Here is a 14,272-nt window from a genome sequence, read left to right as displayed (position 1 = left end):
CTTACTCCTCCGTTACCTGTACCTTCAAGGTAGCCTTCACTTCAGGGTGAACCTTGACGGAGACTTGCGTTACGCCGAGTGTGCGAATAGGCTCGTCCAGCTCAATTTTGCGTTTGTCGACTTTCAGACCTTTCGCTGCCAGAGCTTCTGCAATCTGTTTGCTTGTGATTGCACCAAATAGACGGCCGCCTTCGCCGGCTTTAGCTTTCAATTCAGTCACTTCAGCTTCCAGCTTTTTAGCCAGTGCTTCCGCTTCAGCTTTCTCTTCCTGTTTACGTCTGTCTTCCGCTGCCTTCTGGTTGTCCAGTGTCTTCATGTTTCCGTCTGTTGCTGGACGTGCGATTCCCCGTGGCAGAAGGAAGTTCTGTGCGTATCCCTCGGACACTTCCTTCACTTGTCCTTTTTTCCCCTGACCCTTAACATCTTTTATAAAAATGACTTTCATTCGAACAGCCCCTCTTCCTTTTCGATTTCAGCCAGTACGTTCGTCAGCCGTTTTTCTGCCTCTCCAAGCGTTCCTTCAAGCTGCACGGCAGCATTCGTCAAGTGTCCGCCACCGCCCAGTCGTTCCATGACCACCTGAACATTCATACGCCCCAGCGATCTCGCGCTGATGCCAATCAGTCCATCTGGACGTTCACTAATGACAAATGAAGCGACCACGTCGGTCATATTTAGCAATGTGTCCGCCACTTGGGCGATCATCATCTGTGGAATCTTGATGCCAGGGTCCGTGACCGCCAGCGCAATGTTCCCGTATACCATTTTAGCATGCTTTATGATTTCTGCCTTAGCAATATATTCTGACAGATCTTCCTTCATCAGCCGCTGTATCATAATCGTGTCTGCACCACTACGACGCAGGAAGCCTGCCGCTTCAAACGTTCTCGAACCTGTGTGGAGTGCAAAATGCTTGGTATCCACCGTAATGCCGGCCAATAAGGCGGTAGCTTCAAGCGGAGTGAACTGTACTTTGTCGTGAATATACTGTAAGAGCTCAGTCACCAGTTCTGCAGCAGAGGACGCATAAGGCTCCAGATAGATCAAGACCGCATCGTTAATGAACTCTTCACCCCGGCGATGGTGGTCCACAACCACTACACGTGTAGCGGATTGAACCAGCTTCGGCTCCATGGTCATGGATGCCTTATGCGTATCCACAACAACAAGCAGCGTATGCTCCGTCATCATCTGAGTAGCCTGTTCCGGCAATACAAAGGCTTTGGACAGCTTCTCATCCTTGTTCACCTGTTCCATCATGCGTTCAATGGATGGGTTGGGTCCATCCAGCACAATTCGTGCCTCCACATTGTACAGACTCGCAGCTTTCCATACACCAATGGACGCGCCAATCGCATCCATATCGGGCATTTTGTGGCCCATGATAATTACCCGGTCGCTCTCCTGCATCAGATCACGCAATGCATGGGCGATAACCCGGGCTCTTACCCGTGTACGTTTCTCCACCGCGTTGGACTTCCCACCATAGAAGGACAATCGTTGTCCAGATTTTACGGCAGCCTGATCGCCACCACGGCCAAGTGCCATATCTAGACTGGACTGAGCCAGTTCTCCCATCTCACTGATGGTATCCGAACCAAATGCCAGTCCAACACTTAATGTCATCGGTACCTTAAGATCAGCGGTCATCTCCCGGACTTCATCCAAAATGACAAATCGGCTCTGCTCCAGCTCCTGCAAAGACTTATAATTCAGCATCATGAGATAACGATCAGAGGAGAGTCGACGCAGGTATACCTCATACCGTTTCGCCCAAGACGTAATCTCACTTGTTACACGAGCAATCAGCGCAGTCCGCTGTTGGTCATCCATGCCCTGAGAAGCCTCGTCCAGGTTATCGAGAACCAGAATACCCAGTGCAATACGTTCATTCTCATATTTATCACGAAGAATGGCTAGCTCCGTAATCTCGTAGACATATACATACCGCTCCTGCGGATTATGAATGACTCCATAATAGCGGTCATCCAGTTGGAATTCGTCATGAAGTTCCTTGGACGACTCCTTGTTCCCATCCTTCTTCTCCTTAGGTTGAGGAAGTTTGGGAAACAAATTTTGCAGCGGATTGCCCACCATCGTCTTCTCTTGGAACATGTCCGCGACGAAGCGGTTATGCCACTCTACCGTACGATCCTCACTGTACAGCACAATACCGAATGGAAGCATGCTGACCGCTTCCCCCTCCATTCGCTTGATACGAATGGAAAGGCCATTAATGTAGTCGTTAAGCTCACGACGGAATGCGAGCTCCGCCTTAATCATGACGATTCCCAGCGCCGAAGCCAGTATCAGACTAATCAAACCAAGCGTCCAGTTGTAGATGGTCACGAACATAACAAGCAGCAGCAGCAGTATGAACGCCCATACGGTATAGTAGCCGTGCCAGCGTTTCTTCAGAAATTTAGGCATGACTCATCACCCTATCGTTTTGGTTTCGATATTGCCTCGCGAAGCGGGAACGCCAGATCGATAATCCCGATAATCCGCAGCGGTCCGATGAAGAAGACTGCTGCCGCCAGCAAATACGGTACAACCGGATTCCATTTCTTTGCATGTGAGAGAAAGAAGAAGAATCCGATGGCTTGAATCATGAAGCCCAGATTGATTAGAGGCGACAGGTTCACAGCAATCATGGTCCAGTACGTTCCGTCACTCTGTCTGGATATCACTTCGAACAACAATGCCAGGAAGTAATACCAGATCAGGGCACGCGGCATACGCCATTCACGCGCAGGTGGAAATTTCGGTACAACCACGCCCATCACTTTCAGAATCGGACGTGCAATGAGATGTGTGATTAGAGCCATGACCAGAGACGTGACCACCAAGGCGAATGGAATCATAAGCTGCGTCTGCCTTGCAACATCCTGAGTCATTTCAGGTGTCCATACAAACCCATTTACCATCTGACTGGATGTATTCGTCAGGGGTTCAATCGTCAATCTGACCACATCATCAATATAACTCGACAAATCAAATTGGAAGATTACACTTCCAATCAACAGGAGCAACAGATATTCGGCCAGCATGGCTCCACTTCCCGCCATTAGTGCAAACAGGGCCGACTTCTTTTTCTTATACGCATTGCCCATGATGATCGCGGGCAGGGTGAACAAAAGCAGTAATAACAAATAAATCGGGCTAAATACGACCAAAATAATCGCCACTGGGACGAGATGCCATATAAATGATTTTACCGGTAATGAAGCAAACAAAATAACTCCTGGTATCATCATGAAAAATATGGCCAAAACCGATAAAGGAGTTAACAGCGAAAGTAGCAAGAGCAGATAGACTACGCTCCAGACAGCTGATTTAAAGCTAAATTTCAACAAATTCACCTCTTACGCATGTGATCTTCTAGCGCGGAAATATCCTGGTACCAGTCTTCCAACTGGTGACCTTCCTGTTTATGCTTTTTTAATTTCTCAACAAGCAGTGCATCCAGATCCTTGAAAGGAATACCGAGCCTGCGGCCCAATATGTAACTACTCATTATCAAACTGGCGAGACTGTCCCCGATTCGGGTTGTACTGCCTTCCCATAACGCTTTGAATAATCGGGATACCTGATCAAGCACTTCGGTTTTAAGCCATTCAATCACTTTAGCGCGTTTGGCTACATCCAGTTCTTTAGGCATATTGGCGAAAGTCACTCTCCCCCGAAAAAGCTTTATTCTCCATTATAGCATAAAAAGGGGTGCCGCAAAATCACCCCAAAAAGCGGAGAAGTCCTCCGAAACTCATTTTAGGAACTTTGCGGGGACCCCGTACAACGAATTCGCACTTTATCTTGTGGAAAATTCATTTAAGCTCGCTCTTGTTCTGCTCTTCTTAAGTTTAACATGATACCGGACGGCTATGATTATCCACGCAGTTTGCAACAATATTGAAAATTGTTTCGGCTTACTTCACTTTCATGGATTCCTTCGCCACAATACCCTCGCAATACTCAATAATCTGACTCCGTCTTACGATCCCAATGAAGCGCTCCATATCATCGACGACCGGCACAAAGTTCTGAACTTTGGCCAGATTGATCAGGTCCTCCATATTGGCTTCAATGGATACCGGCTTGATATCCAGGCGAAGCGGAACGTCTTTGAGCAAGAATTTTGAAGCGTTTTCAAATGAAATCTTTCCCTCAGAGTTCTTCATATACCACAACAGGTCACCTTCGGTTACCGTGCCAATATACTTGCCTTCCTTATTCAAAATGGGCACTGCTGTGAACCGATGATATTCCATCCGTTCCAACGTTTGCCGCAGAGTAGAATCCGACGTTACACACGTAACCTCTTGTTTGGGCAGCAAAAAAAATGCAATGTTCATACCCTTACGTATCCTCCTTGTGAATTTCATCATTCAGCTTATCTCACTCAACTTATATAATACGAATCAGGACGCCAGATGTTCCAAAAGGATGCTATTCCTTCTACAAAGAAAAAAAACAGCAGTCCGCCAATAAACGCACTGCTGATCGTTCTCTGAAACATAACGTCTGTATGGAATTGGTTATTCGATCTTCTGCCGGTCAGGAATCATCACTTCACCGGCTGGGGTCGACTCATCCATCCAGTTGTTAATCAGCTCTTTGGCATATTGGACATCTTTCTCATCTGCCTTACCGTAATAAATTCCGTCTTTCCGCATCCCTTCGCCCAAGATAGTGAAGCTTGAGATCTGCGGTTTTTCCTGAGTCAGTACTTGCTTGGCCAGATCGATAATGAAGGAAGGTTGCATATCCGTCTGGAAGCTGTCTCCCATAATCTGAATCAATTCAGGAATTTTGCTGATGGCGTTCAGATTAAGCATCTCATTCGCCATAGCATTCAGGAAAATTTGCTGCCGCTTGGTCCGATTAAAATCGCTATCCTCGCGGTATCTTACATAATAAAGTGCTTCCTGTCCGTCATAGATCGGCTTGCCGCCTTCTATTGTGAACTGCACATGTTCTGGGTTCTTGTTCACAATGTCCTCATCAATCGGCAGCTTCACGCCACCAAGTGCATCAACGACTTTTTTGATCCCGTCAAAGTTAATCGTTGCATAGTAGCCTACATCCGCATCGAGAAACTTCTCCACCGTATTGATAGACATATTCTCCCCACCGAAAGCGTAGGCATGCGCAAGCTTGTCATAATCATCCTCGCCATCCTTGTTCGCATCACGTCCAACAATCTGAACATAGGTGTCACGCGGAATGGATACCAGAAGCACGCGAGATTCTTTCGGACGAACAACGGCATAGATGACTGTGTCTGAGCGCCCACGCGTCTTCTCATAAGCACGTTTGTCCGAACCGAGCAGCAACACCGAGAACGGCTCTTTGCGATATACGGTTGGGTCGGGCGTATTGTTGCCTTCCTGGGGAACATAGGAACGAGACAATTGATCTTCAACCGAACCAGCGAGAAACAGATCGAAGGCTGCTACAGCAAGCTGCTGACGAAACAAATAGCCCCCGATTAACAAAACAACGAGCGATACGAGCGTTATATATAGACCTTTTCTTCTTTTCTTCTTCTTATCTTTAGTTCTGCTTGTCATCCATCGATTCCTTCTTCACTGTCAAAATGAAATTCGTTACTACCTACTATATAAGTTGAATATAACTTGTCCTGACCCCGCAATGGTTCAGTGTTAATTATTCGTTCAACTTATATACTTACCATTAAACGTGTGGAATGGCTTGTGACACGGTGTTCTCTGAAGTTTTCTCTATTTGAAAGGGAACGCCGCTCACGCTCGTTCTATTGTAATCATTGCTGGATGATGAAAAGTTACAATACGGTTAAATTGAAAAGAACAGCGCCCCTTTTTTTAATGGCAAAAGGTGCACTGTTCTCTTGATGTGGAATGTCCAACCATTCAGTTCGTTGATGCCGTATCCACACGATTGCTCTTCTCTTTATGACGCTGACGTCCTGTAATAATCGCAGCTACCAGCGTTAGCACACTGAAAATAACCGCAGACCAGAACAGCCCACTATAACCCTCACCGGTTGTCTGATGTAGAGCTTGTAGCAGCACATCTCGAATGCCCAGATCAGGAATTTGGGATAGTCCTTCGGTTAAGCCGGAAATATCGCTCCCTGAAGCTGCGCCGTCGCCAGAGGCATATTGTTGAAGCACCTCAGTTGGCACCTGAATGCCCCGATCCTCGAGCCCCTGCTGAATATTAGATCCTAGGTTAGAGAAGGAGCGAGCCAGGAAACCGGCAAAAATGGTTGGCGCGATTGCCATAGCCATCTGGCGGAATAAGGAACTGGTCGCTACCGCAATGCCCTTGTTGTTCTCGCCAGCCTGCTCGGTAACGAGCACGTTCACGGGAGCTCCCAGCATCATTCCGAAGCCAATCCCCACGAGTACACTCGCTATCACGAATTGCCAGATATGCTCCACCCATAGCGGGAAGAGTAGGAATCCAATAGCCGACAGCAAACCTGCCACAGATAATGTCCAGATTGGCCCTTTGCGGTCAACGAGATAACCGCCACCCCCCGCACCAATTCCCGAAGCCAGTGCAAGCGGCGTAAACCAGTAGCCAGAGGCTGTGTTGGATACCCCGAGGTATTGTTCCACATAGCCCGGAATAAAGATTACCGAGGCAAGAATGGCTCCGGAGAAAAAGGCAATCAGCAGCGTCCAACGAAAGGACGCAATACCTAGCAGTTGTGTGGACACAACAGGTTCACGTTGTGATCCTTCCAGCCCTTTTTCAAGAAAGTAGAAGAGGACTAGAATGACCACGCCTGCCAGGAAGAAGCCATAGAACATCGGTGAGCCAAGACTTTGCAGCATATTTACGCCATTCAGGTTGCTGAAGCTATACATCAGACTGAGCACACCGAGCGTCAGGACCGCGATACCACTCCAGTCCACCGCTGAACGGCTCAGCTCCTGTTCTTCATGAATATAACGAATGCCTGCAATAAGCAGCAAAATGGCGATCGGTACATTGATTAAGAACAACCAATGCCAATTCCCCGTGATGTCGAGGATAAAAGCACCGATATTCGGCCCAAGAATCGCGGCTACCCCGTTCATACCTCCCAGAAGACCCAATGCTGTGCCCTGACGCTCCGCTGGGAACTTACTTAATACGTAAGAGCTCGCAATGATAAAAATCCCGCCACCACCCAACGCCTGGATGACACGAGCAATCAGGAAGAAGGTAAACGATGTGCTTAGCGCAACGAGTAAAGACCCGATTCCGAATAAAGCCACTTCAATCAGAAACAGCTTCTTGCGTCCATAACGGTCGGAAAGCTTACCCGCTATGGGCACACTCACCGCAAGCCCGAGCGTATAGAGTGTGATTGTCCATGCTCCCCACGTCGGCGACACGCCAAACGATGCATTTAAAGTTGTCAGGGATGACGTAATAATCCCGTTATCCAACGCAGCCATAAACACTCCGATAGCAAATAGGATAAGCGGCCATTTCATTTGTTTTTGCATCACATGTTTCCTCCCCGATCAGATTGCAATCCAGTAGCGTAAGGCTGTAATAATACATATATATTAAACTGAACCGAACATTAATGACTCACTGGTCATTTTAAAACAGAATGATTTCATATGTCAATTTATTAATATACTTCGATACCTCATTATTTAATTCCCTGCTCTACAAAATAAAACCGTCCCTCAGGTTCGATAGAACCGGTGGGACGGCCTTCTTGTTGAACTAAACTACTATTGCTGCATTAAGTGGCGATTCAAGAATTTCTCGATTGCACGATACAAATCCAATTGGTTTTCAACATTGCCGAAGCCATGTCCTTCATTTGCTTTTAACATATATGGCACATCCACGCCACGCTTGCGCAGTGCCTCCACGATCTGATCAGACTCAGCCTGTTTGACACGAGGATCATTTGCGCCCTGAACCACGAATAATGGGGCTTTCATCTGATCGATATGGAACAGTGGTGAGACAGCTGTCAGCAACTCCTTGTCTTTCTCCGGATCACCCATACGTTCATAGAACATGTTGCGCTCCGACTCCCAGTAAGGTGGCAGTGAGTCCAGCAAAGTGAATAGATTGGATGGCCCTACATAGCTAATTCCTGCGGCATACACTTCCGGCGTGAATGCCAGTCCTGCCAGAGCAGCATAACCCCCATAAGATCCACCATAGATGGCTACACGCTTCGGATCAACCGTTCCCTCTTCAACCAACCAATTTACACCGTCTGTGAGATCGTCCTGCATCGCTTTACCCCACTCTTTGTTCCCGGCAGCCAGGAATTCCTTGCCGTATCCAGTAGAACCACGGAAATTCACCTGAAGTACGGCATAGCCACGGCTTGCGAGAAATTGAATTTCCGGATTAAAGCCCCACGAATCCCGGGCCCAAGGTCCACCATGTGGAACGACAACCAGCGGCAATTGAGAAGCCTCGGCTCCTTGTGGGAGCGTCAGATAACCATGAAGCGTCAAACCGTCACGTGACTTGTACGTAATGGGTTTTACATCCGACATTTTACTCTCATTAATCCAAGGAGCTGCGTCAGCTAATTTATCGAGCTTACCCGTTTTGGAATCGTAGAAGTAATAGGTACCCATTGATTTATCGCTATACGCAGCGAACAGAACCTGACCTTCTTCAACCATGTTTGAAATACTCACTTCTTTACCTGGAACCTTTGCCTGAAGATCCTGCATCAATTTTTTGAAATCATTGTCGAAGTATTCATAGTTAACCTTGTCCGTCTCATAGACAGCTGCAAGGATTGTGCCTTTTTCTTTAGAAGGAACGAAGCTGGATACATCCGCATCCTTGTTTTGATAGATGGTTTTCGTTACTTTTTTGCTGCTTGGGCTGTATTCGACAATAGCTGTTTTATCCCGATCCAGATTGGATACAGCATAGATGTTTTTGTTATCATATGTGAACATCACCGGAGCAAATGTTTCCCCGAGCTTGGTTGTCATTAAGTTTTCGAATGGTTTATCTTCCGATTCACGATACATCAGCGAAGAGACATTACCATCACTGGATACAGCCACACGGATTTTCCCCTCATGGTCAGTAAGCCAGCCCGTAATATTGCCCGGGTTCTCCGCAGCAAGCACAGCCTCACCTGTCTTGATGTTAATCCGGTACACGTCAAAGATTCGAGGATCTCGTTTGTTCATGCCCACTAGAATTTCATCCGGAATATTTTCCAGGGAGTCTACCAGGATCGCTCTTGTATTGGGATATGGGGTCAGATCCTTACTGTTCTTACCATCGATATCCGTTACATAAATATGATAGTTCTCATCCCCAGCTTCATCCTTTACGTACAGCAGCTTATCATTCGTTGCCCATACGAATGCGGCTATACTGCGCTCTGTCTCACTCGTGATACGTACCGACTTGTCCTGGCCATTCTCTTTCACCACAATATTCATTCGGTTGTTCCAAGGCTCCATGTGAGCCAGATGTTTACCATCCGGAGACATCTGGAATCCTGCTTGAGCCGGCTGTTTGAAGAAGTCTTCCAGCGGTGTGAGACCCTCTGACTGCACATCAAGTCCAAGAGCGAGGTACAGCGCATCTGCAAAATCACCATGGGTCACCGAATTTTTGGCGTTAAACGCACTGCCTTCGATAATAAAATGCTGCTTCAGACGAATGGCGTCCTCCATATGTACCTTCGGAATTTGCTCCATATCACTGTATACAACCTGAATACCGTTATCTTTCAGTTCGAACGCCCGAGTAAACAACGATGCCATCTGTGCTCTTGTTAGAGGTGCATCTGGTGCGTATCCTTTGGCTTGTCCTTGAATAAGACCGCTTTGCTTCAGTGCGTAAATGGCAGGAGCAGCTTCATCCTTAGCCAACACATCTGTGAAACCTGTAAGAGACGCTGGAGCATCCAGTTGAAGTACACGCTGCAGGATGATTGCCGCCTGAGCACGTGTAATTGGTGTTTGTGACTCTTTCATTCCATCTGTTGTGCCATCTATGTATCCCAGTTGCTGCAGTGTCTGTGTTGCCTTCGAAGCAATGGACTCAGCGACTGTCGCCGTAGGCTTCACCGCTTCTGCTGCCTGGACGGCTGGTTGAATCAAAGCGATTGACATCGCCATGCTAAGCGTGAGAGCGTATACTTTTTTACTCATTGCGTTCAAATCATTTCCCCCTTTAAAGTGAACTACATAATAATTTGGAATTATACGTAAACTACTTTACCATAATCATCCAGGGGTTGGTAGCGTAGACTACCCCGAGAATCCATTACAGAGCACGGGTTGCGTAACAAGTCATGTAAAGTTCATAATATGATCTACTTCGAACCGGAAAACCCATAATTGAACAGCTTACGGGTTTCAATGAAACGACCTTCACGACTATCTGAACCCAATACAACTGAAATCAGTCGTTTGCCATTCCGCTCAGCTGTTCCAACGAAGTGATAACCGGAATCTTCATCATATCCGGTCTTCAATCCATCGTTTCCATCGTAGGCGTATGACCCACCGATAGAGGACAACATCCAGTTGGTGTTGCTCATGTACATTCCTTTTTGGTGAATCGACACCTGCATTTGGCTGGAAACTCTCAATATTTCGGGGTAGTTATTCAGCAGATAACGTGCAAGCTTGCATGCATCTACAGCGGTCATTACGGTCTGCCCTTGTATTTCCTTCGGACGATTCGGACCAAGTAGTTTTACGCTTAAACCTGTTGCATTGGTAAACACCGTCTTGTCAGACAGTCCGATCTCAGCAGCCTTCTGATTCATCTTTTGTGCAAAAGTCTGTTCTGTCCCACTGATATGTTCGGCTAGAGCAACAGCAGCATCATTCGCGGAATAGACGGCTACAATCTGGAATAGCTCCTGCACAGTAAATTGCTCCCCTTGTTTCAAACCCAAGTGGCTGCCACCTACTGAACTTGCATACAGGCTGATATTCACAGGGTCGTCCCAACGCAACTCCCCGTTGATAACGGCTTCCATCACCAGCAGTTCAGTCATCAATTTACTGATCCCTGCAGGGGCAATTTCCTCTGAACCATTAAAATTGATCAAAATCTGTTCCGAGCTCATATCCATTAATACAGCCGATTCAGCTTTAATTCCCGGTTTGCCCACCAGCATGTCCGGTTTTACACCTAAATATATAATGACCAGTAGAGCCAGCAACATTCCTGCCCGTATCCACCATTTTTTCATCAGAAAATCACCTCTTACAGATATAGACGAAGTGAAGAGGCATTTTGTCTGCAATTTTTATAAAAAAAGTTAAATTTTTTTTATTTATTTGTTACCAAAAAAAACATGAACCCCATACCCCCATGCCAGAGTGTACGGAATCCATGTTTTTCAAGACTTTTTCTATTCATACCTAGAAGAATCTTTTCAATTAGATCTAGCAACCGAACACTTTAAAGGACCCCAATCCTTATTGTTGCTACATCATCGAGAGTAACCTTTTCCTGAAACCAGGGCACTTAGAGATAGATCAAGAGCCTTTTTATTATTCTGCTACAGCGGCTTTATCCGCATTAACTGCCAGATCGCTCAGGTAAATGCCAGTTCCATCACCAATTGCGTAGTTCATTACACGTTTGTTCACTGGTGCTACAACGGCACGGTACAGTGTCGGGAATACAGGAACTTCATCAACCATGTACTGCTGCCATTCGTTGTAGATCTCTTTCCGTTTGTCTACGTCAAACGCTTCAGCGGATACACCTTGTGCCAGCAATTTGTCGTTTTCTTCGCTAGAGAATCTAGAGAAGTTATACAACGCATCGCGGCCATACAAACCTGCTGGATCTACGTCAATACCAACGCCCCAAGCAGCTTGATACATATCAATGTTTGGATCATCTTTACCAGTGTTACCTACACGATCATAGAAGTTGTTGAACTCAACCATTTCCAGGTTTACTTTCAGACCGATTGCTGCCCATGATTGAACGTAGTAACGTGCCAGTGGTTCAGCTGTGTCGCCACCTGTCATGGATACAAAGTTGATTTCTAGTGGGGAACCGTCCGGTTTCGTACGGAATTCTCCATCCAGCTTGTAACCTGCTTCGTCGAGCAACTTTTTCGCTGCTTCTGGATCATAAGTTACACCCGGATTGCTGGAATCATGGAATTCTGGGTGAGAAGGTGGAATCAGTGTTGTTGCATTCCAACGCAGACCGTTATAGAAACGTTTACCAACTTGGTCGTTATCTACAGCCTGCCACATTGCTTTACGCAGGATTTTGTCAGCCATTTTTGCATCTGGATTTGTTACAACTTTGCCATTGTCAGCGTCCCATGTGCCCAGTTTGAAACCGATGTAGGTGTAAGCACGATCGATTGCACCCAGGAATTCAACGTTGGACATATTGGCATTGTCTTTATATTGATCTGTCGGGAATGAATCCACGAGGTCTACCCCGCCAGATTTCAATTCTTGAACAACCGTTGTTGGGTTGATTACTTTCAAAGTCACTTTGTCCAGTTTTGGAGCTCCGCGCCAGTAGTCATCGTTTTTAACGAAAGTTACAGACTCACCTGGAGTGATTGTTTCCACTTTAAATGCACCAAAACCGATTGGTTTCTCACGTACTTCTTTGGAAGAAGACATTTTCGCTACATCCATATCACCAAAGATATGTTTAGCCAACGGATATGTCCACACGCCACCTGTCAGCAGGGAAGGTGTAGATTCCTTGTACGTAATGCTGATTTGTTTTTCGCTAAGAACCTTGATCCCAGAGATCGTTTTTGCTTTCCCAGCATGATAATCATCCATACCTACTACACTTGTAAAGTTGGAATCGTAACGTGGGCCATCATAAGCCTTGTTACCGATAACTTCATAAGCCAACTGCAAATCTTCAGCCGTTACAGGCTTGCCGTCATGCCAATTTACATTATCACGAATCGTCAGTGTGAACGTTTTGCCATCTTCCGATGTTTCATACGTTGCTGCACCATCGTTGGTATACACATAGTCTTTATCCCAAGTCAGCAAACCTTCGTCAAACCATTGTAGAACATTTGCATCCGGATTACCGGAATAGAAAGTATAGTTCAAAGTTCCTTCAAAGGCTGTATCTGACACGAGTCCATAAGTGATCGAACCGCCTTCAATAGCAGTACCTTCATTGGTTTTAACGTTGTTAAAATCTTCGATAGAGTAAACGCCCTCTTCTTTAGTAGGCTTCTCCTCTGTCTTTGTTTCCCCTGTGTTCGAAGAAGGCGTTGGTGTTGCTGCCTCTTTTTCCGAGCACGCCGCAAGTACAAGTACGAAGACCAACATCATCGTGAAAAATAGTCCCCGTGAAAATAATCCCTTTTTCATGAACCTTTCCTCCCTTTTTTTAACCTCTTCTTTGTCTTGCATCAGTCGCACGCTTCAGGGCCTGTCCGACATTATTTATACTCAACATCAATACCAGAATAAGTACTGACGCAGGTAGCCATATCCACCATCTGTATTCCAGTGTTTGCGGATTACGAGCATAGCTTACGAGTGTTCCAAGACTGGGTGTACTTTCCGGGAATCCAAATCCCAAGAAGGACAGTCCCGATTCGAGGCCAATGTTGGCAGCGAGGTTCAACGTCATCGTTACGATGATGATGGAGCTAAGATTAGGAAGAACCTGTGAGAGCATAATCTTCAGATGGGACGAACCTAATGTTTTTGAAGCTTTTACATAGTCCAGTTCCCGTTCCTGCAATGCTTTGGAGCGGATCAACCTGGCAATCCCCATCCAGAGAAAGGCTGTCATGATTAATGAGAAAGATACAATATTATATTTGGGTACTGCAGTAACAAACGCGATAACAATCATCAGCATCGGAAGAATCATGAAGAAATCAACAACGCGCATAAACAAGTTATCGATCATTCCACCGAAGTAACCGGATAACAAACCAACCAGGATACCTATACAACCAGTCATTAGCGTGACGATAATACCAATGGTTAGAGAGTTACGCGTACCGATAATCAGCTGTCCAAACACATCACGACCGCCGTAATCAGTTCCCAGCCAATACTGCGCGGAAGGCGGTTCATACAAGGCGAACAAATCTACCTTAACAATTTCAGCTTGATCCAGGATCAAAGAAGTACCATAGACCAGCAAAATGACCAGTCCCAAAAATATGAGCGAGATTAGTGCCACCTTATCTCTGACAAGCTCCCGCCACAAGATACTCAAGCTGGAGGGGCTCTTATCAATCTTCTGTGAAGTTATAACGACATCATTGGTCTTGCTCATCTTATTTTCACCCCGAAAT

11 protein-coding genes are annotated in these 14,272 nt (G+C 46.3%); all 11 read right to left on the bottom strand.

The window, feature by feature from the left end:
- Position 1 precedes the first annotated feature (1 nt).
- Positions 2–445 (bottom strand): 50S ribosomal protein L9, encoded by a 444-nt coding sequence (gene rplI, locus AMS66_RS17190; protein ID WP_053781969.1) that lies wholly within the window; start codon positions 443–445, stop codon positions 2–4.
- Positions 442–2,430 carry a DHH family phosphoesterase gene (locus AMS66_RS17185; protein WP_053781968.1) on the bottom strand — a complete coding sequence of 663 codons (1,989 nt, stop codon included), beginning with the start codon at positions 2,428–2,430 and terminating at the stop codon, positions 442–444. Before AMS66_RS17185 ends, rplI begins: the two co-directional genes overlap by 4 nt.
- Before the next feature lie 11 nt (positions 2,431–2,441).
- Positions 2,442–3,362 carry a DUF2232 domain-containing protein gene (locus tag AMS66_RS17180; RefSeq protein ID WP_269084552.1) on the bottom strand — a complete coding sequence of 307 codons (921 nt, stop codon included), beginning with the start codon at positions 3,360–3,362 and terminating at the stop codon, positions 2,442–2,444.
- Positions 3,359–3,661: a MazG-like family protein gene (locus AMS66_RS17175; RefSeq protein ID WP_017691445.1), complete on the bottom strand. Its 303-nt coding sequence runs from the start codon at positions 3,659–3,661 to the stop codon at positions 3,359–3,361. The genes AMS66_RS17180 and AMS66_RS17175 overlap by 4 nt, the downstream gene beginning before the upstream one ends.
- Before the next feature lie 265 nt (positions 3,662–3,926).
- Complete coding sequence (locus AMS66_RS17170) at positions 3,927–4,352, bottom strand: CBS domain-containing protein (RefSeq protein WP_024629546.1); 426 nt, start codon at positions 4,350–4,352, stop codon at positions 3,927–3,929.
- A gap of 183 nt (positions 4,353–4,535) precedes the next feature.
- A complete protein-coding gene (locus AMS66_RS17165) occupies positions 4,536–5,570 on the bottom strand; it encodes an LCP family protein (RefSeq protein ID WP_053781967.1) in 1,035 nt (344 codons plus the stop codon).
- A 321-nt stretch (positions 5,571–5,891) separates the two neighbouring features.
- Complete coding sequence (locus AMS66_RS17160; RefSeq protein ID WP_053781966.1) at positions 5,892–7,484, bottom strand: MFS transporter; 1,593 nt, start codon at positions 7,482–7,484, stop codon at positions 5,892–5,894.
- Positions 7,485–7,721: 237 nt separating this feature from the next.
- Positions 7,722–10,142, bottom strand: coding sequence for a S9 family peptidase (locus tag AMS66_RS17155; RefSeq protein WP_236703474.1), 2,421 nt, complete (start codon positions 10,140–10,142; stop codon positions 7,722–7,724).
- Positions 10,143–10,306: 164 nt separating this feature from the next.
- Positions 10,307–11,197: a D-alanyl-D-alanine carboxypeptidase family protein gene (locus tag AMS66_RS17150; protein ID WP_082350754.1), complete on the bottom strand. Its 891-nt coding sequence runs from the start codon at positions 11,195–11,197 to the stop codon at positions 10,307–10,309.
- Between the two features lie 304 nt (positions 11,198–11,501).
- Complete coding sequence (locus AMS66_RS17145; RefSeq protein ID WP_053781964.1) at positions 11,502–13,328, bottom strand: oligopeptide ABC transporter substrate-binding protein; 1,827 nt, start codon at positions 13,326–13,328, stop codon at positions 11,502–11,504.
- A gap of 19 nt (positions 13,329–13,347) precedes the next feature.
- Complete coding sequence (locus tag AMS66_RS17140; protein ID WP_053781963.1) at positions 13,348–14,253, bottom strand: ABC transporter permease; 906 nt, start codon at positions 14,251–14,253, stop codon at positions 13,348–13,350.
- Positions 14,254–14,272 lie beyond the last annotated feature (19 nt).

Source organism: Paenibacillus xylanivorans (genome assembly GCF_001280595.1).
Lineage (GTDB): Bacteria > Bacillota > Bacilli > Paenibacillales > Paenibacillaceae > Paenibacillus > Paenibacillus xylanivorans.
This window is presented reverse-complemented; position numbering and strand designations above follow the sequence as displayed.

Coding starts and splice junctions, on each gene's coding strand:
- rplI (WP_053781969.1), bottom strand. CDS start 445: ATGAAAGTCATTTTTATAAAAGATGTTAAGGGTCAGGGGAAAAAAGGA.
- AMS66_RS17185 (WP_053781968.1), bottom strand. CDS start 2,430: ATGCCTAAATTTCTGAAGAAACGCTGGCACGGCTACTATACCGTATGG.
- AMS66_RS17175 (WP_017691445.1), bottom strand. CDS start 3,661: ATGCCTAAAGAACTGGATGTAGCCAAACGCGCTAAAGTGATTGAATGG.
- AMS66_RS17170 (WP_024629546.1), bottom strand. CDS start 4,352: ATGAACATTGCATTTTTTTTGCTGCCCAAACAAGAGGTTACGTGTGTA.
- AMS66_RS17165 (WP_053781967.1), bottom strand. CDS start 5,570: ATGACAAGCAGAACTAAAGATAAGAAGAAGAAAAGAAGAAAAGGTCTA.
- AMS66_RS17160 (WP_053781966.1), bottom strand. CDS start 7,484: ATGCAAAAACAAATGAAATGGCCGCTTATCCTATTTGCTATCGGAGTG.
- AMS66_RS17155 (WP_236703474.1), bottom strand. CDS start 10,142: ATGAGTAAAAAAGTATACGCTCTCACGCTTAGCATGGCGATGTCAATC.
- AMS66_RS17150 (WP_082350754.1), bottom strand. CDS start 11,197: ATGAAAAAATGGTGGATACGGGCAGGAATGTTGCTGGCTCTACTGGTC.
- AMS66_RS17145 (WP_053781964.1), bottom strand. CDS start 13,328: ATGAAAAAGGGATTATTTTCACGGGGACTATTTTTCACGATGATGTTG.
- AMS66_RS17140 (WP_053781963.1), bottom strand. CDS start 14,253: ATGAGCAAGACCAATGATGTCGTTATAACTTCACAGAAGATTGATAAG.